General features: G+C 68.6%; 15 protein-coding genes and 1 pseudogene. All 16 read right to left on the reverse strand.

What is annotated here, in order from left to right:
- Window positions 1–11 precede the first annotated feature (11 nt).
- Window positions 12–1,157 (reverse strand): threonine synthase, encoded by a 1,146-nt coding sequence (locus tag IPN47_03580; protein ID MBK9407127.1) that lies wholly within the window; start codon window positions 1,155–1,157, stop codon window positions 12–14.
- Window positions 1,158–1,239: 82 nt separating this feature from the next.
- Window positions 1,240–3,267: an excinuclease ABC subunit UvrC gene (gene uvrC, locus IPN47_03585; protein MBK9407128.1), complete on the reverse strand. Its 2,028-nt coding sequence runs from the start codon at window positions 3,265–3,267 to the stop codon at window positions 1,240–1,242.
- A gap of 29 nt (window positions 3,268–3,296) precedes the next feature.
- Window positions 3,297–4,838: a murein biosynthesis integral membrane protein MurJ gene (gene murJ, locus IPN47_03590; protein MBK9407129.1), complete on the reverse strand. Its 1,542-nt coding sequence runs from the start codon at window positions 4,836–4,838 to the stop codon at window positions 3,297–3,299.
- 74 nt (window positions 4,839–4,912) lie between these two features.
- Window positions 4,913–6,481, reverse strand: coding sequence for a bacillithiol biosynthesis BshC (gene bshC, locus IPN47_03595; protein ID MBK9407130.1), 1,569 nt, complete (start codon window positions 6,479–6,481; stop codon window positions 4,913–4,915).
- 280 nt (window positions 6,482–6,761) lie between these two features.
- Entirely contained in the window at window positions 6,762–7,220 is a 459-nt protein-coding gene (locus IPN47_03600; protein MBK9407131.1) for a 23S rRNA (pseudouridine(1915)-N(3))-methyltransferase RlmH, read from the reverse strand.
- An 84-nt stretch (window positions 7,221–7,304) separates the two neighbouring features.
- Window positions 7,305–8,611, reverse strand: a pseudogene (locus tag IPN47_03605) (Glu/Leu/Phe/Val dehydrogenase).
- A 34-nt stretch (window positions 8,612–8,645) separates the two neighbouring features.
- Window positions 8,646–9,677 carry a tetraacyldisaccharide 4'-kinase gene (gene lpxK / locus IPN47_03610; protein MBK9407132.1) on the reverse strand — a complete coding sequence of 344 codons (1,032 nt, stop codon included), beginning with the start codon at window positions 9,675–9,677 and terminating at the stop codon, window positions 8,646–8,648.
- A 3-nt stretch (window positions 9,678–9,680) separates the two neighbouring features.
- Window positions 9,681–10,340, reverse strand: coding sequence for a lysophospholipid acyltransferase family protein (locus IPN47_03615; GenBank protein ID MBK9407133.1), 660 nt, complete (start codon window positions 10,338–10,340; stop codon window positions 9,681–9,683).
- A complete protein-coding gene (gene lpxB, locus IPN47_03620; GenBank protein MBK9407134.1) occupies window positions 10,337–11,449 on the reverse strand; it encodes a lipid-A-disaccharide synthase in 1,113 nt (370 codons plus the stop codon). Before lpxB ends, IPN47_03615 begins: the two co-directional genes overlap by 4 nt.
- Window positions 11,442–12,434, reverse strand: coding sequence for a Gfo/Idh/MocA family oxidoreductase (locus IPN47_03625; protein ID MBK9407135.1), 993 nt, complete (start codon window positions 12,432–12,434; stop codon window positions 11,442–11,444). The genes lpxB and IPN47_03625 overlap by 8 nt, the downstream gene beginning before the upstream one ends.
- An 11-nt stretch (window positions 12,435–12,445) precedes the next feature.
- Window positions 12,446–13,222 (reverse strand): acyl-ACP--UDP-N-acetylglucosamine O-acyltransferase, encoded by a 777-nt coding sequence (gene lpxA, locus IPN47_03630; protein ID MBK9407136.1) that lies wholly within the window; start codon window positions 13,220–13,222, stop codon window positions 12,446–12,448.
- Window positions 13,219–14,496 (reverse strand): bifunctional UDP-3-O-[3-hydroxymyristoyl] N-acetylglucosamine deacetylase/3-hydroxyacyl-ACP dehydratase, encoded by a 1,278-nt coding sequence (locus IPN47_03635; protein MBK9407137.1) that lies wholly within the window; start codon window positions 14,494–14,496, stop codon window positions 13,219–13,221. Before IPN47_03635 ends, lpxA begins: the two co-directional genes overlap by 4 nt.
- A complete protein-coding gene (gene lpxD / locus IPN47_03640; GenBank protein MBK9407138.1) occupies window positions 14,493–15,509 on the reverse strand; it encodes a UDP-3-O-(3-hydroxymyristoyl)glucosamine N-acyltransferase in 1,017 nt (338 codons plus the stop codon). Before lpxD ends, IPN47_03635 begins: the two co-directional genes overlap by 4 nt.
- Before the next feature lie 112 nt (window positions 15,510–15,621).
- On the reverse strand, window positions 15,622–16,212 hold the full coding sequence (locus IPN47_03645) for an OmpH family outer membrane protein (GenBank protein ID MBK9407139.1): 591 nt from the start codon (window positions 16,210–16,212) through the stop codon (window positions 15,622–15,624).
- Window positions 16,213–16,350: 138 nt separating this feature from the next.
- A complete protein-coding gene (gene bamA, locus IPN47_03650; protein ID MBK9407140.1) occupies window positions 16,351–18,729 on the reverse strand; it encodes an outer membrane protein assembly factor BamA in 2,379 nt (792 codons plus the stop codon).
- A 130-nt stretch (window positions 18,730–18,859) separates the two neighbouring features.
- On the reverse strand, window positions 18,860–21,361 hold the full coding sequence (locus IPN47_03655) for an ATP-dependent Clp protease ATP-binding subunit (protein ID MBK9407141.1): 2,502 nt from the start codon (window positions 21,359–21,361) through the stop codon (window positions 18,860–18,862).
- Window positions 21,362–21,371 lie beyond the last annotated feature (10 nt).

Raw genomic sequence — 21,371 nt, forward strand, 5'->3', positions numbered from 1 at the left:
CCCGGCGGTCGCTACGCCCGGTAGCTCGCCCCGCTCCCGGTGTTGTAGACGACCACTTCGCTGTCGGCGGACAGGCGCCCGAGGCGCACGAGCTTGGCCGTCACGAAGAGGGCGGCCCCACCCTCGGGCGCGGCATCGATGCCGGTGGTGTGCGCGAGGCGTGCGGTGAAGTCGCGAATCTCGTCTTCTGTGGCGCTCTCGGCGTCGCCGCCGCTCTCGCGTAGCGTCTTGAGGACGAGTCGGTCGCCCAGCGGCCCCGGCACGCGAAGCCCGCTGGCGTAGGTCCACGGATTCTCCCAGGGAGTGGCGCGATCGGCCCCCTCGGTCAGCGCCCGGACCAGCGGCGCGCACCCGGCGGCCTGCGCCACGATCATCTGCGGCAGGCGCGCGTTGGAGTCGAGCCACCCCCAGCGCCGCATCTCGTGGAAGGCCTTCCACATCCCGATGACGCCTTCCCCCCCGCCGGTCGGATAGACAATGGCGTCGGGAAGTCGCCACCCCAACTGTTCGGCCAGTTCCAACCCGAGGGTCTTGTTCCCCTCCGCCCGATAGGGCTCGCGAAGCGTCGCCACGTTGAAGAAGCCGGTCTCCTTGGCGTACTCCACGCTCAACCGGCCGCAGTCGCCGATGTGCCCGTCGATGGTGACCAGGTCGACGCCCATGGCCCGGATGATGTCCAGGATGGGGCGCGGGGTGGTGGCCGGCGCGTAGATGCGTGCCTGCATCCCGGCCGCGGCCGCGTAGGCCGCGAGCGCCGCCCCCGCGTTCCCCGCGGTCGGCACCACGAGCCCGGGGACGCCGCGCGCCTTGGCCCGCGTGACGGCCGCGCTGAGCCCGCGCGCCTTGAACGACGCCGTGGGATTCACCCCCTCGTCCTTGATCCAGAGGCGTCGCACCCCGATGAGGCGGGCGAGGGCTGGAAACTCGGTGAGCGGCGTGAGCCCCTCGCCTAACGATACCGGCGTCTCGCCGTCGACGAGCGGGAGCGCCGGGGCGTAGCGCCACATGTCCCAGCGCGGCAGGAGCGCGTCACGCGACGGCGCCGCGCCATCGAAGATGGCGAGGAAGGGCTGGCCGCACGATGGGCAGAGCCCCACCGGGGCGTGCTGCGACTCGGGGTGGCCGCAGGCGGAACAGGCGAGAGTCCAGTTTGGCATCGTGCGGGAGGTGGAGTGCGGGGAACGAGAGGAGGTGGGCAGCGGCGCCGGAACGGGAGGCGTGGGGAGCGGGAACCGTTGTTCAGGACGAGGGTGCGGACGTCGATGACGGCGGGACGACGTCCGGCGGCGGCAACGCGGGGAGGAGCGGTCCAGGCTGCGCCTCGTCGGCGACGTCGTCACGCGCGGCACCGAATCGGGCCTCGACGTCGGGGACCGTGGGGGTATTGCCCGCTTCCTCGGGCGTGTGACGGTCGACTTCGGCGATCGGCGCGGCCAACGCGTCCCCGGCCGGTGTCTCCGTCGGGTGCAACGCCTGCAGGAGGCGCGCCGCCGACACGTGCGAGAATCCGGGCACCGCGGCGATCTGCTCGGCGCTCGCTTCCTTCACGCCTTGCAGCGAGCCGAAGACCTTGAGGAGCGCGCGTCGCTTGCTGGGGCCGATGCCCGGAATGCGCAGCAACTCGGAGGTGAGCGTGCGCGCCGAGCGCCGCGCCCGGTTGAAGGTCACCGCGAAGCGATGGGCCTCGTCGCGCGCCTGCTGCAACGTGCGCAACGCCGGCGAGCGCCTCGACAGCCGCACCGACTCGCGACGTCCCAGCACGAAGATCTCCTCCTCCTTCTTCGCCAGCGAGATCAGCGGGACCTCGCCGAGCCCAAGCACCGACAGCGCCTCGTGTGCCGCATGCAGCTGTCCCTTGCCGCCGTCGATGCAGATGAGGTCGGGAAGCCCCTTCTGCTCCTCGAGGCGCCGGCCGAAGTACCGCCCGACGACCTCGCGCATCGAGGCAAAGTCGTCGGTCCCCTCCACCGTCTTCACCTTGAACTTCCGGTACTCGGCGCGCTTCGGGCGCCCGTTCTCGAACCAGACGCACGAGCCGACGGTGTCGGTCCCCTGCGCCGTGGAGATGTCGAAGCAGACGAAGCTGCGCGGGAGCTTCTGCAATCCCAGCTCGCGCTGCAAGTCGTACACCGGGCTGGCGGCGCGCTCCTCGGCCTCGAGCGAGGCGAGCTTGAACTCCTCCAGCAGGTGGCGCGCATTCTGGTCCGCCAGCTGCACCAACTCGCGACGCGGACCACGCTGCGGCACGACGACACGCGTATGCGGGAGCGATTCCTCGAGCAGCACCCGATCCTCGAAGTCCATGGGCACGAGAAGCTCGTCGGCGCGCTCGTTCGACGACACGTAGGTGCGTGCCAGGTACGCCGACAGGATGGTCGCGTCGTCCTCGCCCTCGAGGTTCTCGAGGAAACGCTGGTCGCGCGCGAGGAGCTTCCCGCCTCGCACGCGCAGGATCGTCACGCAGGCGTCGTCACCGTCGCGCGCGTATCCCACCACGTCGCGGTCGCCTCCTTCGACCTGCACGACCACGGTAGGCTCCTCGAGCGTCTCGAGCTTCACGAGGGCATCCCGCAGTTCGGCCGCCTGCTCGAAGTTGAGCGCGGCCGACGCCTCCTGCATGCGCTCGCGCACGCGCTTCATCACCTCGGCCGTCCGCCCATCGAGGAAGAGGACCACCTCGTCGATCATCGCGCGGTAGTCGGCTTCGCTCTGGTAGCGTACGCACGGCGCCTTGCACTTGCCGATGTGGTAGTCGAGGCACGGTCGGTCGGGCACCTCGTCCAGCAGCGCATAGTGACACGATCGCACCGTGAAGATGCGCTTGACCACGTTCAGCGCCCGGCGCATCGCGCCAACATCCGTGTAGGGGCCGAAATAGCGTCCGCCGTCGCTCACCAGGCGCCGCGTGACGTACACGCGAGGAAACGACTCCTGCAGCGTGACCTTGATGTAGGGGTACGACTTGTCGTCGCGCAGCGCGATGTTGAAACGCGGGCGATACTCCTTGATCAGGTTTGCCTCGAGGACCAGCGCATGCGCCTCCGACGGCACGACGATCGTATCGAGCGTCGCGATGAGCCGCACGAGATGTTGTGTCTTGACCGAGGCGTAGTGATCGCTCGTGAAGTAGCTGCGCACGCGCGAGCGCAGCCGCTTCGCCTTTCCCACGTACAGCACCGTCCCCTCGGCGTCCTTCCAGAGGTACACCCCCGGCGACTCGGGGAGATGCGGCAGCTTGGCGGCAACGGCCGCGGGCGTCTCGAGCATGGAAGAAAGCTACTCGCGACGGGCGCGCATCAGCGGCGCAGCAGTCGGCTCAGGCGCCCGGCGATTGCCCGGGCCTGCGGGATCCCAGCGGCGAGCGCCGCGCCACCATACGCGATGGAGTACGTCCCCAGCACGAGCACGCTCATGAGCAGCGGGCGCGTGTCGCGCAGCAGTTCGCGCACTCCCCACCCCGCCCCCACCGCGAGAATGGCGCATCCCCACAGCGTCAGCAGTGCCCGTCGCGGGATGAAGACCTCGCCGATACGCATGCCGACCGCGCGGCGCAGCAGCGCAAACTCGATCCACGCCGCACATCCTGCCGATGCCGTCAGCCCCGCCACCGCCCATCGCGGATCGATGCCGAGCACCCCGGGGAGCCAGAGCGACGCCGCCACACCGAGCGCCGTCGTGAGCCCAACGCGCACCATCGCGAAGCGGAGCGGCGTCCGCGTGTCTCGCAGGGCGTACAGCGCCGACGCGTAGAGTCGCCCCAGGGTGGACGCGAGCAGCCCGACGGCTGAGCCGGCGAGCACGCCCCACACCCACTGCGATTGCTCCGGACCGAACTCACCACCCTCATACACGACGCGCGCCAACAGGTCGCCGAAGCCGAGGAAGGCGACCGCCGACGGGACGATGAAGAAGGCGATGCGTCGCAAGCCGAGGGCGAGTCGCTCGCGCAGCTGTTCGGCGATCTCCGCCGTCTCGCCGGTCACACTCGACATCGCGGGCAGCTCGGCCGCCGAGATCGACATGCCGAACAGCGACACCGGCAGCATGTACAGGAGCTGCACGTTGTTGAGGATCGTCGCCGCCCCGGCCACGAGGAACGACGCAATGAACGAATCGATGTACGCACTCAGCTGGGTCACGCCGCGTCCGACGAAGACGGGGCCGAAGTTGCGCAGCACCGTGCGCACGTGCGGCGACTGCGTGCTCACCGTCACGCGCCACGCACCCAGCACCTTGTGCACGTTGCGCCACTGCACCAGCAGCTGCAACGCGCTGCCGGCCACGCTCCCCCACGCCAGCACCGCGGCAAGGCGCGGCAGTGTCACCGATCCCCCCCACCCAATGAGCGCCGCGATCATGCACGCATTCCACAGCACGGGGGCGGCGTACGAGAGGAAGAACTTCCCGTGGCTGTTGAGCACCCCCAGGCACCACGCCGCCAGGACGAGGAGCCCTGCGCCGGGAAAGAGGATGCGGACCAGCTGCACGGTGAGCTCGCGCTTGGCACCCTCGAACCCCGGCGCGATCACGTGGACGAGCACCGGCGCAGCGAGCACCCCCACCAGCACGACGATCGCCGAGAAGAAGGCGAGGACTCCGAGCACCGCGCCCGCCACTTCCTGGCGCCCGACGTCGTCGCCGCGGGCCCGTAGTTGCGAGTACACCGGAATGAAGGACGCCGAGAGCACCCCTTCCCCAAAGAGATTCTGCAGGATGTTGGGGATGCGGAACGCCTGCGTGAAGGCGTCCGACTCGTCGCCGGCGCCAAAGTAGTACGAGAAGACGCGCTGCCTGACGAGTCCGACCAACCGGCTGAGGAGGATGCCGGCCGCCACCAACGCCGCCGGTCGGCGACTGGTGGCGGCGTCGCGGGCCGCCGGTGTGCTGGCGGGGGTCATCCCCTGCGACAGGCTCACGCCGCGTCGACCGGGATCGTCCGGCCGTGGACCAGTGCCTCGGCGTGCCGTCGTGCGGCGATCCGCATCGCGTCCAGCACCCGCAGGCCGTGTCGGGCAAGGATCGGGATGAGGTTCAGCGCGCGCTCCTGCTTCGTCCCGCCGGGATAGAGCGCGCCGCGCAGTGTGGCCACGTCGCGCCGCATGTCGACGTCGCGACGCTTGAGCGCGGCCACCAACCGACGCTCCAGTCGCTCGGCGCGCCACGTCATCTGCCGTCGCATGCCATCGACGACGGCGCGTGGCAGCAGTGCGTCCTCGCCGTGCAGCACGTCGGCCAGCGCCGCCGCCTCGCGCTCGATCCCCTCGCGCATCGATTCCAGCGCGCGCAGGACCGGTTCGGGCGCCGACCGTCGCGCCAGGCGACCCTCCACCGCATCGGCATCGGAGAGCTCCTCGCGGGTCACCTCGCGTGTGGCCAACAGTGTGCCCACGTGGGGCTCGACGATTGTGCACGACCAGCGCGGCACGACCAGCGGCACTGCCACGCCTAACGCCTGCGCCACCGCGCCGACCTGCGCGAAGTAGGCGATCTCGCCAGGGCCGGCGACGTAGGCGACCGTCGGGAGGATCGCGCGCTCGACGACCGGGCGCAGGAGCACGTTGGGCGAGAGGCGTTCCGACGCGTCCCCGGCGACTTGGCTCGCCAGCCGCAACGGCACCCGGACCTTGCGTCCCTCCTCGCGCCCGAACACGAGCGACAGCCCCGCCACGTCCGCCACCTGCGGCTCGATACCGGCGGCACGCAGCTCCGCGCTTCGCGCCAGGAGCGCCGACTCGACCTCGCTGCCATGCGTGAGCGCCCGTTCCAGCCAGGGACGCTCCGCGGCCAGCAGCGCCGGATGCGACGCGTCCAGCACGGCGATCCCGAGCGGCTGCAACAGGACGCGCAGCAACGTGAGGTACGCCCCGCCCACCGTTTGTCCGGGATGGTAGGCCAGGCGCACCGCGTCGAGCACGCCCGGGTCCACGGCCGACCCGGCCGACTCGGCCAGCCGCTCCAGGGCCCCGGAGACGTCGCCCAGCGGATGCTCGTGCATGGGGAGCCCGTCCAGCGCCGGCCCCGGCATCGACAGCCGCAACCCTCCGCCGGGCCCCGCCACCCAGGTGTCGCGGGCCTCGGCAAAGTCCGCGTCATCCGTGGCGGCCCAGAACACCGGTGCGGTCGGTACGCCCGTCACCCGCTCGATCGCGTCGGCGAGTTCGAGGGCGGCCAGCGCCTTGGACCAGGTGTAGACGGGCCCCCCGAAAAGCCCTGGCTGCTGCCCCGTCGTCACGACGACCCCGCCGGCAGCGGCGACGCGTTCGAGACGGTCGCGCGCCGCGCCGCTCGCGCCAAAGGCCAGGGAGAGGCGCGAGGACCAGTCGGGCGCCACCGATCGTCGCACCTCGTCGGCGCGCGCACGCCACCCCTCAGGGGAGGCGGGGCGCGCCGGGTACCAGTGCGTGGGGGCATCGCCCGCGATCAGTTGACGGGCCAGCGGCCCACCCCCGAGCCCCTCCGTGATGATGCGCGGGAGTGTCATGCCGCTACCGCCCCCGATCGGGAGCCGATCCGGCGCGCTTCAATGCCCGGTCGTGAGCCACGCTCGGGGTCCACTCCCCGCATCGGCTGCGGGGGACGGCAACATCGGCTGTCGGGTGCGAGGGGCATGAGGCAAGTCGGCAGGGCGTCCTGACGTGCGAGGGACGGCTGCCGTCTCCTCGACCACGTGACCGCGGCGAAATCTCGCGTGGTGGCTGGGGATTTGGCGAGGCCGGGAGGACGGAAAAGATCGCCCCAGTTCGGGGGGCCGTCGACGCCGGCTAGGCCTTGTGGTACGGCTCCCGCCTAACGATCGTCCCCGCGCGATACAGCTGCTCGACCAGCACCAGGCGCGCCAGCTCGTGCGGCAGGGTGAATGGGGCCAGCGTGATACGGCGAGCCGCCGCCTCCCGAACCGCCGGGGCCAGTCCGTAGGCGCCACCGATGACGAACGAGACGTCGCGCCCCCCCTCCCGTAGCCGTTGGAGCCATTCGGAGAAGGCGGTCGAGCTGAGGGAGTCGCCGCGCTCGTCGCACGCGATCAGCACCGAGTCTGCAGCCCGTTCCAGGAGACGCTCGCCCTCGCGCCGCATCGCCACCGCGGCATCGCGCCCATGCTCTTCCTTCACCTCGACGATTTCGAGCGGCCAGTACCGGATGGCCCGCGTCTCGTACGAGGCAATCATCTCGGCCAGTGCCGGCTCGCGCACGCGCCCCACCACCACGAGGCGCATCCTCATGCGAGCGACAACGGGCGGCGAGGCCAATGGCCGCGCCGCCCGCTCACGTTCAATTCGCTGGCGCCGTGCCGACGCGCCACGCCCTTACGCGTAGATGCCGCGGAGGCGATGCACCGTGGCGACGCGCGAAATCGACAGCATGTAGGCCGCCGTGCGCATGTTCACCTTGTGCTGCTTGGACAGCTCGAGCACGTCGCGGAACGACTTCACCATCAGGTCGCGCAGTCGATCGTTCACCACGTCCTCGCTCCAGAAGTACCCGCCGCGGTCCTGCACCCACTCGAAGTACGAGACCGTGACGCCACCGGCGTTGGCGAGGATGTCGGGAATCACGAAGATCCCCTTCTCGTCGAGGATGGCATCGGCGGCGGCGGTGGTCGGACCGTTCGCCCCTTCGCAGATGATCTTGGCGCGGATCTTGGACGCGACCTTGGTCGTGATGACGTTCTCCAGCGCCGCCGGCACCAGGACGTCCACGTCCAGCGTCAGCAATTCCTCGTTGGAGATGATGTCGCCCTTCGTGTACCCCTCCAGCACCTTGTTCTTCTTCACGTAGGCGATGGCGTCGTCGACGTCGAAGCCGGCGGCGTTGTAGTACGCCCCGCTGCGGTCCCCGATCGCGACGACCTTGCACCCTTCGCGCGCCAGCAGCTGCGCGGTGACAGACCCCACGTTGCCGAAGCCCTGCACGGCGACGGTTGTCCCCTTGACGCTCATCCCCAAGTGGGCCAGGGCCTCCTTCGTGACGAACATGCAGCCGCGCCCCGTCGCCTCGCGGCGTCCGAGCGAGCCGCCCATCTCGATCGGCTTTCCGGTCACCACCGCCGTCACCGTGTGGCGCATCTGCATGGAGTAGGTATCCATGATCCACGCCATCACGCGCTCGTTGGTGTTGACGTCGGGGGCCGGCACGTCCGAGTCGGGGCCGAGCAACTGCATGATCCCCGAGGTGTAACGACGCGTCAGGCGCTCCAGCTCTCCGGCGCTCATCTTGAGCGGATCACAGATCACGCCGCCCTTGGCACCACCGAAGGGCACGTTCACCACGGCGCACTTCCAGGTCATCCAGGCGGCGAGCGCGGTCACCTCGTCCAGCGTGACCTGCGTGTCGAAACGAATGCCCCCCTTCGCCGGTCCGCGCGACGTATTGTAGAGGACGCGAATCCCTCGAACACCTCGATCTCACCGTTGTCCATCATGACGGGGCACGACACGATCAACTGCTTTTCCGGCTTGCGCAGCACCTTGTAGAGCCCGGGCTCCAGGTCGAGCAGTTCGGCCGCGCGATCGAAGCGCGACATCATCGCTTCGAAAGGGTTTTCTTCGTTGAGGAAACGATCTTTGTCCGGCTGGACGATTGCGTTCGTCGGGAGGCGGAGATCGGTTGGCATGTGGTAGTTCAGTGGACCGGCCTGATGCCGGTGGTTAGCGGATGGTGGGGGCGTGCGAACGAGCGTCGAGCACCTGGCGAATCGCCGCGTCATACGCCGGCTCGCCCGATTCGAGGGTCAAGCGCTGCGAAACATACCACAGGGGCACGGAGGCGCGAGGCCACATCGCCCCGAGCTTGACCGCGTCCTTCAGCGTACAGACGACACAGCCACCGTGCGGGGCACGTCGCAGGATTTCGGTGACCTCGGACGCCGAAAACCGGTGGTGATCTGGAAACGATACCAGCTCCACGTCGGCCCCCTCCCGTTCCAGCTGACGTCCGAAGGCACCCGGCGCGCCGATCCCCGTGACCGCCAGGACCGATTCGCCCCGCAGCGTCGACAACGCCCGAGTTTCCCCGTCCCCTCCAACTCGCCGCAACACGTCGAGCTGAAAGGCGACCGTTGCCGTGGGCGCCGTCGTCAGGCGCGCCACCGCATCGCGAACCCCCAGCGCCTCCTCGGCCGACGCCGTCTTGCGCGTCACGAGAACCAACGTCGCGCGACCCAGGGAAGCCGGCGGCTCACGGTACCGCCCCGCAGGGAGCAGCCGATGCGGGGGGCGCCACTGCTCTGCGGCCACGAGGACGACGTCGACCTCGCGTCGAGCCCAGCGGTGCTGGAAGGCGTCGTCGAGTACCACGACATCGCAGCCGCGCGAGCGCGCCTCCGCGCTGGCGGCCACACGATCGGGACTCGTTAGGACCGGCACATCCGGATTGAGGATGGCGTGCACCGCGGGCTCGTCGTCACCGTAGCCGCGCAGGATCAGCGCCGGTCGCCCTCCCCCCGCCACGAGCCGCCGCGCGATGTCCGCGGCGACCGGCGTCTTCCCCGTCCCCCCGACCGAGAGGTTCCCCACCGAGATCGCCGGCAGCGCGGTGGGACGACTCCGCAGGAACCCGGCATCGAACAGGGCGTTGCGCCCGGCGACCCCGACGCCGTACAGCCAGCCGAGCGGGGCGAGCAACGCGCGTGCACCGCGCGCCGCCAGTTCCTCCCCCTCCCACACGGCGGCCGGGTCCATTCGTTAGGTCTCGTCGGGCTGGCAGACCGACATCAGGAGCGACGTGAACCGGGGGACCTCGCCCTCCGCCTCTCGCGTGGAGGTCGCATGCACCGGGGTGGCCACGGTGGTCGTGACCGTCACCCGCGCGAACGGCTTCGGGAGGACGAACCGATCCCACGAGCGAAAGCGCCACGCCCGGTCGACGTCGACCCCGAAGGCGATCACCGGCGCCCCGGCCCGCATCGCTGCCACTAGCGCGCCCGGGGCGAAGGCCCGACGCGGGCCGCGCGGACCGTCAGGGGTCACCGCCACCTCATGCCCGGCCTCGAGCTCGCGCACCAGCTCGAGGAGCGCGCGCGCCCCGCCGCGGCTCGACGACCCGCGCACGAGGCGAAAGCCGATGGTGGCGCAGAAGCGCGCGATGATCTCGCCGTCGGCGTGGCTGCTGATCAGCGCGGTGATTCCCTGCCCTCGAAAGGCCCACAGCGCAGGCAACAGCTCCCCGTGCCAGACCACGAACACCGCACCGCGTTTCGCGGCGCGGACCTCCCGAAGCCCCTCTCCCCCGCGGGTCGTCACCCGCCAGGTCATCGCCAGCAAGCGAATCAGCCCCCCACCGACGGTCGCGGCGACCGCGACCCGCAGCCGCCGCCGCCAGCCCTCGGGGCGCCCGTCGCTCACCGCACCAGCTCCGCCGCCATTTGTGCCACGCGCTCCGCGGCCCCGGGCGTCCCCAGCATGGCGCGCACCTCGCCTAACGCCCGCTGCTGCTCCGCGCGCACCGGGCTCCCGTCCTCCAGGAGGTCCCCCAGGGTCTCGACGATCCGCGCCGGGACCAGGTCATCCTGCACGAACTCCCTGGCGACCTCGCGCCCGGCCACGACATTCACCAGCCCGATGAACGGGATCTTGACCAGGCGACGAGCGATCGCGTGGGTCCAACCGCTCGTGCGATAGGCCACCACCAGCGGGCATCCCGCCACCGCCGCCTCCAGCGTCGTCGTCCCGCTCTTGCATAACGCGGCGTCGGCGGCGCGCAGCACCGCGAACGACGCGCCGTGCACCTGACGATACGGACAGCGCGCCGGGTCGAGTGTCACCGTCGGCGCCGCACTCACCACGACCTCCAGCCCGGGATACCGCGCCTCGAGAAGGCGCGCCGTCGCTACGAAGTCGTCGAGATGGCGTGCGATCTCCTGCGCACGGCTCCCGGGGAACAGCGCCAGCACGCGTCGCGATTCGGCAATCCCGAGTTGGCGGCGGGCCTCCGCCTGCGTCGGAAGTGCCAGCGCCCGGTCCAGCAACGGATGCCCGACGAAGGTCGCGTCGATCCCGTGCTGCCGGAGCAACGCCTCCTCGAACGGGAGGATCACCGCCGCCTTCGTGATCAGGCGCGAGAGCTTCGGCAGGCGGTTCGCCCCCCACGCCCACACCTGCGGGGTGATGTAGTACAGCACCGGGACCCCATGTCGGCGCGCGGCCTCCGCGACCTTCATGTTGAAGCCGGGATAGTCGATCGTGATGAGCAGCGCCACATTGCCGCTGGCGAGACGTCGTTCCAGCTGCCGCAGCAACAGCCAGTGGTGCGGCACCTTGCGCAGCACCTCCACGAACCCCATCACCGCCATCTTCTCGGCGTCCTCGAGGAGCTCGACGCCGGCATTCCGCATGTTGCGCCCTCCCATGCCGACCAGCCGAAGGTCGGGGCGCAACACCGCCAGGGCCCGCGCGAGCCCGGCCGCGTGCAGATCGCCGGAGGCCTCGCCGGCGATCACCAGGACCTCACGCACGCGCGCGCTCCGGCCCACCGGCGAGCGACGTGCGCGTACGCTCGATCTCCTGCACGATGCGCATGGCCACCGCTAGGGCTTCACGACCGTCCGCCCCCGTCACGGTCACGGGCGAGCGCCCGAGCACGGCATCGATGAACGAGCGAAACTCGAGCCGCAATGGTTCGCCCTCAGGGGCCTCGAGCGGGATGCGCTCGACGAACGCCTCCAGGGCTTGCGGGGCCTTGGTCAGCTCCGCCAGGTCCACGTCGCCCCGAATGCGATAGAACTCGCCGTTCCCCGCGCCCAGGTCGAGCGACAGGTAGCCCGACGGCTGGAAGATGCGCAGCTTCCGCATGCGTTCCCGCGACACGCGACTCGCCGTGACGTTGGCCACCGCCCCCGACTGAAAGGTGATGCGCGCGTTGGCGATGTCGACGAACGGGGTGAGCACGGGGATCCCGACCGCCGCGACGTCCTGCGCGCCGCTCTTCACCAACGTGAGCAGCAGGTCGATGTCGTGGATCATGAGGTCGAGCACCACCGCCACGTCCGAGCCGCGCGGATTGAACGGCGCGAGCCGATCGCTCTCGAGGAAGCGCGGACGATCGACGTACGGCATCGCCGCGCGAATCGCACGGTTGAAGCGCTCCACATGTCCCGTCTGCACGAGCGCACCGCTCCGCGACGCCAGGTCGAGCAACTCGTCCGCCTCGGCGAGCGTCGCCGTCAGCGGCTTCTCGATGAGGACGTGCTTGCCGCGGGCCACGGCCTCCTTCGCCACGGCGAAGTGCGCCGGCGTGGGCACCACGATCGTCAGCGCGTCACAGGCGTCGATCAGCGACTGCGTCTCGGCGAACGATGGCACGCCGAGTTCGGACGCGACCTGCGCGGCCCGCTCGACGCGCGCCTCGTGGAAGCCCACGAACGTCACATCCTCCATCTCCCGCATGATGCGGACGTGATGGTAGCCTAACGCCCCGGCGCCGATGACGCCGACGCGCATCCTGGGCCCGGTCAAATCACCACCCCTCGGCCGGAGTCCTCGAGGAAACGCAGGAAGTGATCCACCTCGGCCATCGGCTGCAACTCCGAGCGCGCGCGCTCCATGGCCTGCGACACGTTGAGCTCCGAGCGGAAGAACAGGCGATACGCGCGCTTGAGCTCACGCACCGTCTCCTCCGAGAAGCCACTCCGCTGCAGGCCGACGCTGTTGAGCCCATACAGCTTCACCGGGTTCCCGACCGCCTTGAGGAACGGCGGGACGTCCTTCGCCACGCGCGAGCACCCACCAACGAAGGCGTGCTTGCCGATCTTCACGAACTGGTGCACGGCGACGAGGCCAGAGATGATCACCCGGTCCTCGACCGTCACGTGCCCGGCCAGCTGCGTCCCGTTGGAGATGATGACGCCATCGCCCACGTGGCAGTCATGCGCCAGGTGTACGTACGACATCAGGAAGCAGCCGCGCCCCACCGTCGTGCGATACGACTGCGACGTGCCGCGATTGATCGTCGTATACTCGCGAATCCGCGTCCCCTCGCCGATCTCGACCCAGGTCTCCTCGCCCTTGAACTTGAGATCCTGCGGGTCACCGCCGAGCACCGACCCGATGCCGACCACCACGTGCGGGGCGAGCTTCACGTTACGCTCGAGCACGGCGCGCGCTTCGATCACGCAGCCGTCGCCCAGCTCGCACTGTTCGCCCACGATGGCGAACGGGCCGATCCTGACCCCCTCGCCTAACGCCGCCTGCGGCGAGACGATCGCCGTGGGATGGATGACGGTGCTCATCGGTCCCTCAGCATCGCCGCCATGTCGGCTTCCGCCACCAGCCCGCCGTCGACCTTGGCCACGCCACGCATCTGGCACACCGGCCCACGAATCTTCACGACCTCGAGCTCGAAGCGCAGCTGGTCGCCAGGACGCACCGGCTTGCGCCACTTCACGTTATCGAGCGACGTGAAGTAGACCACCTTGTCCTCGGCGTTCGTGACCGTCCCCATCAGGAGGATCCCCCCCACCTGGGCCATCGCCTCGATGATGAGCACTCCCGGCATGATCGGGTGCCCGGGAAAGTGCCCCTGAAAGAACGGCTCGTTGATCGTCACGTTCTTGATCCCCACCACTCGCTTTCCTTCCTCGTACTCGATCACGCGATCCACGAGGAGGAACGGATACCGATGGGGGAGCAGCCTCATGATCTCTTCGATTTCGATCACCTGCGTCTCCTTGCACGCCTTCTGGGTCAGTTCACGCACCAGTCGCACCGTTCCGGCATGACTGGGGCGGTGGGCCACCACACGCGCCTGCACTCGCTTCCCCGCCAGGGCGAGGTCCCCCACACAATCCATCGCCTTGTGCCGCACGAACTCGTCCGACCAGCGTAGTGCGTTGTCCACCACTCCGTCAGGGCCGAGCACGAGTGCGTTTTCCGTCGAGCCCCCCTTGATCAATCCCCGACCGCGCAGGTACTCGACCTCGTGCGCGAAGCCGAAGGTCCTCGCGTCAGCCAATTCGTCCGCGAAGCGCGACGGCGTCACCTCGTAGCGTCCTTCCTGTCGCCCCACCAGCGGGTGCGGGAAGTCGATCGAGACCTCGAGCGACAGCGCATCGGCTGGGAAGACCTCGTACCACGACTCGCCGTGCTCCACGCGAACGGGCGACGACACGCGCAGAACCTCGACCCGCCCGCCGTGCGGCGCAATCCCTGCCTCCTCCAGCGCGCGAAAGAAGGGTCCTGCGCTCCCGTCCATGATTGGCGGCTCGGGACCGTCCATTTCGATCGAGAGATCGTCGATCTCGTGCGCCGCCACCGCCGCCAGCACATGCTCGACCGTGTGCAACGCCCCCTCCCCCTCCCCAAGTTGCGTCCGGCGCTCCGTCTCCACCGCCACCGAGACGTGGGCGCGGACCGTGGGTGCCCCCGCCAGGTCGACGCGAACGAACCGAATCCCGCTCCCCGGCGCGGCCGGGCGGAAGGTCAGGCGGCACGGTACTCCAAGGTGCAACCCCACCCCCTCGAGCGTGACGGCGCGCGCAATGGTCTGCCGACGAGGCGCGCTCACGCGTCGCCCCCGCCCAACAGTTGCTCGAGGCGTCGCAGCATGCCGGCGAGCTTGAAGGTCGCCGCCTGCGCCCGCAGCGCCTCGCGGTGGGGACGCGCCGGGTAGCCCGACCACGTCTCCCCCGCCGGCACGTCACCAAAGACACCTGCCTGCGCGCCGATCCGCGCCCCCGCGCCGATCTGGTGATGCCCGGCGATCCCCGCCTGTCCGCCCACGACGCAGCCATCGCCCAGGTGCGTGCTGCCGGAGATCCCCGTCTGCGCCACGATCAGGCACAAGCGCCCAATCCGCACGTTGTGCGCGATCATCACGAGGTTGTCGATCTTCGTCCCCGCGCCGATCACCGTGTCATCGATGCTCCCGCGATCGATGGTCGTGTTCGCACCGATCTCCACGTCGTCCTCGATGAAACAGCGCCCCACGTGCGGGATCTTCTGGTGTCCGGCACGCGTCGACACGTAGCCGAACCCATCGTTCCCCAGCCGGGCCCCCGCGTGCACGATCACGCGCGCACCTAACGACGTCCCGGGATACGTCGTCACGTGGGGGTACAGGTGGGAGTCCTCGCCGATCGTCACGCCGTCCCCGATCACCACGTGCGCCTCGAGTTGCGCACGATCGCCGATGCGGGCCCCCTCCCCGATCACGACGTAGGCGCCCACCCACACGTCGGCGCCGATCACCGCCCCGCGCCCGATGCGCGCGGTGGGATCGATGCCGACCTTCCGGGGCGGAGGGGCAAAGAGCTGCGGCAAGACGCGCAGCATCGCCTCCTGGGGTCGCGCCACCACCACCCGCGCCGCCACCGTCCCGGCAACCGCGGCCAGCTCCGGCGAGACCAACGCCACGCTCGCCCCGCAGGTCGCGAAGAGCGGCGCGTACTTGGCGACGCCGAGGAAGGTCAACTGTCCTGTGGTCGCCCGGTCGAGCGGGGCGACACCGGATACCGACGCCTCCGCATCCCCGTGAAGGACCCCGCCAACGAGGTCCGCGATCTCGCGTGCCGTGAGCATGACAGGTGATGACGTCGGTCGGCCTAACTCCGGAAAGCACGTTGCGGTGGCAGGGCGCGCCACGTGCGACGCCCCACCACCGCCACCGCCATCCGGTGCCGGACCGGCACGACTAGAAGGTCGGCTTCTTCGGCACGACGCCCGCCGGCTGCGCCTTCATCCCCGACGGCTTCGTCGAGTCCGGCTTCGCCGCGGTCACCGGAATCGGCTTCAGTCGCGAGACGACCTTGTCCGTCACGTTCAGCGTCGAGTCGGCCGCCACGATCACGCTCGCCTGCGTCCCGATGTCGAAGATGAAGGAGTAGCCGTCTTCCTTGCGAAGGGCATCCAGCACCTCGCGGATCTGCGCCATCATCGGCTGCACCAGCTCGTTCTGCCGCTGCTGCATCTGCACGTCGAGCAAGCGCGCGGCGTTCTCGAACGACTGCTGCTTCTCGCGAATCTCCTTCTCGCGCAGTTCGCGATTCACCGCCGTCATCTGCGCCGCCCCCTTCTGGTACGCGGACGCCATCGCCTCGAGCGTGTCCTGCATCTTCTTGATCTTGACCTGCGCGGCGTCGTACTCCTTCTGGAAGGTGCTTTCCGCCGCGGCGCGCCCCGGCGCCTTGTCGAGCACGACGCGGGAATCGATGTAGGCGAACTTCACCCCGGCCGACTGGGCCGACGCCACGCCGGCGCCAAGGGCAAGAAAGCCAACAGCCATGAGAACTGCGCGAACACGTGAGTACAACATGTGGTCTCCGGTGCGATAAGAGCGGTACTGGAAGCGCTATGGTCGAGGGGCCCTGCGTAACGCCTGCGACTGCGGGAGGTGCATAAGCTGCGTGGGAGTGCGCTGCGACTAGAAGAGCTGGCCGAGCCGGAAGTGCAGCTGCCACTTCGGGGCCTTGTTGCCGTTGGCATCGAGCCGGTCGAAACCGTACGCGTAGTCCAGCCCCAGGGGACCCAGCGGCGTGACGGTCGACGCGCTGATCCCCGCGCCGCGGAACAGCCGCGTCGGGTCGAAATCGCGCGGCTTCCGCCACACGTTGCCGGCGTCGTAGAACGCCGCCAGGTACAACGCCTGGTTCACCCGCATGCCGACTTCCGCCGTGGTGCTGAAGAACGCGCGGCCGAACGATTCGCGACGGGCGTTGAAGGTGCTCGTCCCCGTCACGTACCCCGAGGGCGAGATCGAGAACTCCTCATACCCGCGAAGCCGTTCGCCGAATTGCACGCCGCCTAACGCGAACTCCTGCGAGAAGAAGAACGGCCCCGTGTCGCCGAACACCGCGCCGCTGCGGGCCGTGAGCCCGGCCACGAACTTGATCGGCTGCGAACCCGGACGCCCGCCGCCGAGTTGCCCCAACGGGGCAAAAGCGCTGGCATCCGCCGTATAGCGCTGGAACGACGACGTCCCGCCGAGAATCCCGCCATTGAAGTTCGCCGCCACGTTGTACTGCGCCCCCGCCGTCGGGAACGGGAGGTCGATGCGCGTGTCGCGCGTGAGCGACGCCCCCAACGTCGAGCGGAACGACTTGTTGCCGTAATCCGATCGGAAATCGCCCAGCAACCCCTGCGTCCCGAACGTCACGTTCTCCGCCCCGTACGAGAGGAAGACGCGTGTGTACGGCGAGCGCGGCAGCGGGACACCGAATTGCAGCTGCGCCCCGGTGCGCAACGAACGCCCGAGGTCGGCGATGTAGTAACGCTGCAAGGAGCGATACACCGACAGCGTCCCCGACACCAGCGACTGCTTGATGCGTGGGTCCGAGTACGAGAGGTTGAAGTCGTTGATGTAGCGCCCGAACTGCCACTGCAGCGAGCCACGCTTGCACTGGCCGAACAGGTTGGGCTGGTCCAGGCCGATAAAGCCACCCACCCCGGTCCCCTGCCCCATGGACGCGCCGAAGTTCACGTTGCCGGTGCGCTTCTCCTTCACCCGGAAGACGATGTCGACGTCTCCCTGGTCGTTGGCCGTGCGCGTGTCCGGCGGCGGAATCGGCGTCTCGAAGAAGCCCAGGTTCCCCAGGCTCTGCCACGAGCGGATCAGCGCCTCCTGGTTGAACACCTGCCCCGGCAGGATGACCAGCTGGTCGCGAATGCAGGTTTCCTGCGTGTAGTCGTTGCCGAAGATCTCGATACGGTTGATGACGGCGGGCGTTCGCTCCTCGACTTCCCAGCGCAGGTCGACGTAGCGCGACGAGTCGGGCATCACGCGACGCTCCACGACCGGTCGCACGTTCGCGTAGATGTACCCCTCAGTGGCGTAGGCGCTCGAAATCTTCTGCTTCGCGTCTTCCCATGCCGCCTGGTCGAAGATCCCCTTCGGGGTCGGCGACCGGCGCTTCAGGAAGTCGGTCACGCGAGACATCACCGGGCGCGTCTGTTCGCCAAACGGATAGAAGCGCGCGAGGTCCTCGCTGGAGAAGTGCTTGTTCCCGGTGACCTCGAACTCGCCCACCTTGTAGCGCGGCCCCTCCTCCACCGAGAGGTCGACGAGCGCCTTCCCGCGCGCACGATCGATCATCAACGTGTCGCGCGCGACGCGGAAATCGATAAATCCACGCTTGGCGTACAACTGCGGAATGCGCTCGGCGAGGTCACCCGCGTACTTGTCTTCGTCAAACTCCCCCTTCTTCCAGAAGAGGAACCCCTCGGGCTGTGTCTTCATCGCCCCCACGACCTCCTTGGCCTTGAGGCTGCGATTCCCCGTGAGCTTCACCCCCGACACAGCCAGGCGTCGCCCTTCGTCCACGCGGAAGAAGAGCTTGACGGCTTCATCGCCGATCTTCTGGCTGTCGACGGTCACGCGCGCCAGGAAGTAGCCGTTCTTCTCGTACAGCGAATCGATGCGGTGCACCGCCAACGCAACCGCCGACGGATCGAGCGGCTTGTTGTACCCCAGGTCGATCTTGTCGCGAACACTTCGCCCCGACAGCTGATCGACACCCTGCACATCCGTCTCCACGAGGAGCGGGCGCTCCTTCACCTCGATGGCGAGCACGGCAAAGTTGCGCGCATCGTCGAGGTCACAGGTGATGCCGACGCGCTCGTACTGCCCGGACTGGTACAACGCCTTGATGGCGCGTTGCACCGCCTTGTAGTTGAGCTGCGTACCGGCAAGCAACCCGGCTTCGGAGACGACGTCAGTGGTGGTGACGCGCTTGTTCCCCCGGACAGCGATGGAGTCCGGGGTGGTGCAACGTCCCTGCGTGGCGGCGTCCTGAGCGGACGCCACACGAGAGAACAGGCCAAGCGCCAGGAGCGCTAACAGCTTCCGCGACATAGCCGGGAAATATACACAAAGGGAACGGCCGGGTTCAGTGTGAACCCGGCCGTTCTTTCGACACCCCCCGTCCCGAATGGGCTTACGCCTTCGGAGCGGAATTGCTCAGAACCTTGAAGGCGAGCTTCTGCCCGTCCTCCGCCAGGTCGACCTCGATCTCGTCGCCCTTGGCGAACTCGCCCAAGAGGATCTTCTCCGAGAGCGGATCCTCGATGTACCGCTGGATCGCCCGCTTGAGCGGCCGCGCCCCGTACTGCTCGTCGTAGCCGTTCCGGGCCAGGAAGTCCGACGCCGGATCGCTGAGCTTGAGCGTCAACTCGCCTTCCGACATCCGCTTCTGGACGTCCCGGAGCATGATCCCCACGATCTGGGCGATGTGCTCCTTCTGAAGCGGGTGGAAGACGATGACGTCGTCCAACCGGTTGAGGAACTCCGGGTTGAAGACCTGCTGGAGCTCTTCCTTGACCTTCTCCGACATGCGCTCGAACGAGGCCTTGAAGTCCGGTGCCGTGAAGCCCAGCGACTTGTTCTTCGCGACGTCCTTGGCGCCCACGTTCGAGGTCATGATCACGACCGTGTTCTTGAAGTCGATGACCCGTCCGTAGTTGTCCGTCAGGTGCCCCTCGTCGAGGACCTGCAGGAGGATATTGAACACGTCCGGGTGCGCCTTCTCGATCTCGTCGAGGAGGACCACGCTGTACGGCTTCCGCCGAACCGCCTTGGTCAGCGTCCCCGAATCCTCATAGCCCACGTACCCCGGCGGCGCGCCGATCAGGCGCGAGACCGAAAACTTCTCCATGTACTCGCTCATGTCGACCCGGATCAGGGCCGACGCGTCCGCGAACAGGAACTTGGCCAGCGAGCGCGCGAGTTCTGTCTTCCCGACGCCCGTCGGGCCGCAAAAGATGAACGAGCCGATCGGACGCTTGGGGTCCTTAAGCCCGGCACGACTGCGCCGGATGGAACGAGCAATCGCCTTGATCGCCTCTTCCTGGGCGACCACTGACTCGTGGAGTTCCTCCTCCATCCGCAGCAGACGCGAGCTCTCCGCCTCCTGAAGCCGGGTGACGGGAATCCCCGTCCAGCGGCTCACGATGAAGGCGACCTCTTCCTCGCCGAGGACCGGGCGATGCGACTGGCGACGCTTCTCCCACTCGTCCTGCTTCTTCCGAATTTCACCCTGAAGTTCGCGCTCGGTGTCCCGGAGGGCGGCAGCACGCTCGAAGTTCTGGTCCCTGACCGCGGCCTCCTTCTCGGTATTGACCTTCTCCAGTTCGTCCTTGAGCTGCGCCACCTCCGGCGGCGGCACCTGCGCCGCCAGCCGTGCCCGCGCCCCGGCCTCGTCGATCACGTCGATCGCCTTGTCGGGGAGGAAACGATCCGTGATGTACCGTTCCGACAGCTTGGCCGCCGCGACGAGCGTGTCATCAGGGATGATCACCCGATGGTGATCCTCATACTTCTTCTTGAGCCCCTGAAGGATCTGCACCGTCTCGTCGATCGAGGGCGGGTCGACCACGACCGTCTGGAAGCGACGCTCGAGCGCCCCGTCCTTTTCGATGTACTTGCGATACTCGTTCAACGTCGAGGCGCCCACGCACTGCAGCTCACCGCGCGCCAGCGCCGGCTTGAGCATGTTGGAGGCGTCGATCGCCCCTTCGGCGGCGCCTGCCCCAACCAGCGTGTGCAGCTCGTCGATGAACAGGATCACGTTCTTGTTCTGCGCGATCTCGTTCATCACCGCCTTGAGCCGCTCCTCGAACTGGCCGCGGTACTTGGTCCCGGCGATGACGGCCGCCATGTCCAGCGACAGCACGCGATGTTCGCGCAGCGCGTCCGGGCACTCGCCCGTCGCGATGAGTTGCGCCAGCCCTTCGACGATGGCCGTCTTGCCGACACCGGGTTCGCCGATGAGGACCGGGTTGTTCTTCTTGCGGCGCGTGAGGATCTCCATCACGCGCTCGATCTCCTTGGCGCGCCCGATGGTCGGATCGAGCTGCTGCTCCGAGGCAAGCTGCGTGAGGTCGCGGCAGAAGTGGTCGAGCGCCGGGGTCTTGGACTTTTTCTCCCCCTTGGGCGGCGTCGCCGCCGGCGGGACGTTCCCCGGCTGCGGCTCCTTGCCGCCACCCTGCGGCGGCATCTCGGTGCCGAGCAGGCGCAACGTCTCGGCGCGTGCCGCGTCGAGGTTGACCCCAGCGTCGGTGAGCACCTGGGCGGCGATCCCCTTCTCCTCGCGCAGCAGGCCAAGCAGCAGGTGCTCGGTCCCGACATACGAGTGATTGAGCTCCCGCGCTTCGCTCATCGCCAGCTCGAGCACCTTCTTGGCGCGCGACGTGTAGGGGAGGTCCGGCCCCGTCGTCTGGGCAGCTTTCCCCTTCTTGACCGTCTCTTCGATCTTCTGCTGGATCTCGTCGAGGTCGACGTTGAGGTTCTGGAGGACGGCCGCCGCGACTCCTTCGCCTTCGCGAATGAGCCCGAGCAGGATGTGCTCCGTTCCCACGTACTCGTGGTGCAGGCGCTGCGCCTCCTCCCGCGCCATCTGGAGGACCTTTCGCACCCGCTCGGTGAAGTTATAGCCGTTCATGAGTCCCTCA

Source organism: Gemmatimonadota bacterium, from assembly GCA_016719105.1.
Classification (GTDB): Bacteria; Gemmatimonadota; Gemmatimonadetes; order Gemmatimonadales; family Gemmatimonadaceae; genus SCN-70-22.

Excerpts from the sequence above, each read along its gene's own strand:
- IPN47_03580 (MBK9407127.1), bottom strand. The coding sequence starts at position 1,157 with ATGCCAAACTGGACTCTCGCCTGTTCCGCCTGCGGCCACCCCGAGTCG.
- uvrC (MBK9407128.1), bottom strand. The coding sequence starts at position 3,267 with ATGCTCGAGACGCCCGCGGCCGTTGCCGCCAAGCTGCCGCATCTCCCC.
- bshC (MBK9407130.1), bottom strand. The coding sequence starts at position 6,481 with ATGACACTCCCGCGCATCATCACGGAGGGGCTCGGGGGTGGGCCGCTG.
- IPN47_03600 (MBK9407131.1), bottom strand. The coding sequence starts at position 7,220 with ATGAGGATGCGCCTCGTGGTGGTGGGGCGCGTGCGCGAGCCGGCACTG.
- lpxK (MBK9407132.1), bottom strand. The coding sequence starts at position 9,677 with ATGGACCCGGCCGCCGTGTGGGAGGGGGAGGAACTGGCGGCGCGCGGT.
- IPN47_03625 (MBK9407135.1), bottom strand. The coding sequence starts at position 12,434 with ATGCGCGTCGGCGTCATCGGCGCCGGGGCGTTAGGCTACCATCACGTC.
- lpxA (MBK9407136.1), bottom strand. The coding sequence starts at position 13,222 with ATGAGCACCGTCATCCATCCCACGGCGATCGTCTCGCCGCAGGCGGCG.
- lpxD (MBK9407138.1), bottom strand. The coding sequence starts at position 15,509 with ATGCTCACGGCACGCGAGATCGCGGACCTCGTTGGCGGGGTCCTTCAC.
- IPN47_03645 (MBK9407139.1), bottom strand. The coding sequence starts at position 16,212 with ATGGCTGTTGGCTTTCTTGCCCTTGGCGCCGGCGTGGCGTCGGCCCAG.
- IPN47_03655 (MBK9407141.1), bottom strand. The coding sequence starts at position 21,361 with ATGAACGGCTATAACTTCACCGAGCGGGTGCGAAAGGTCCTCCAGATG.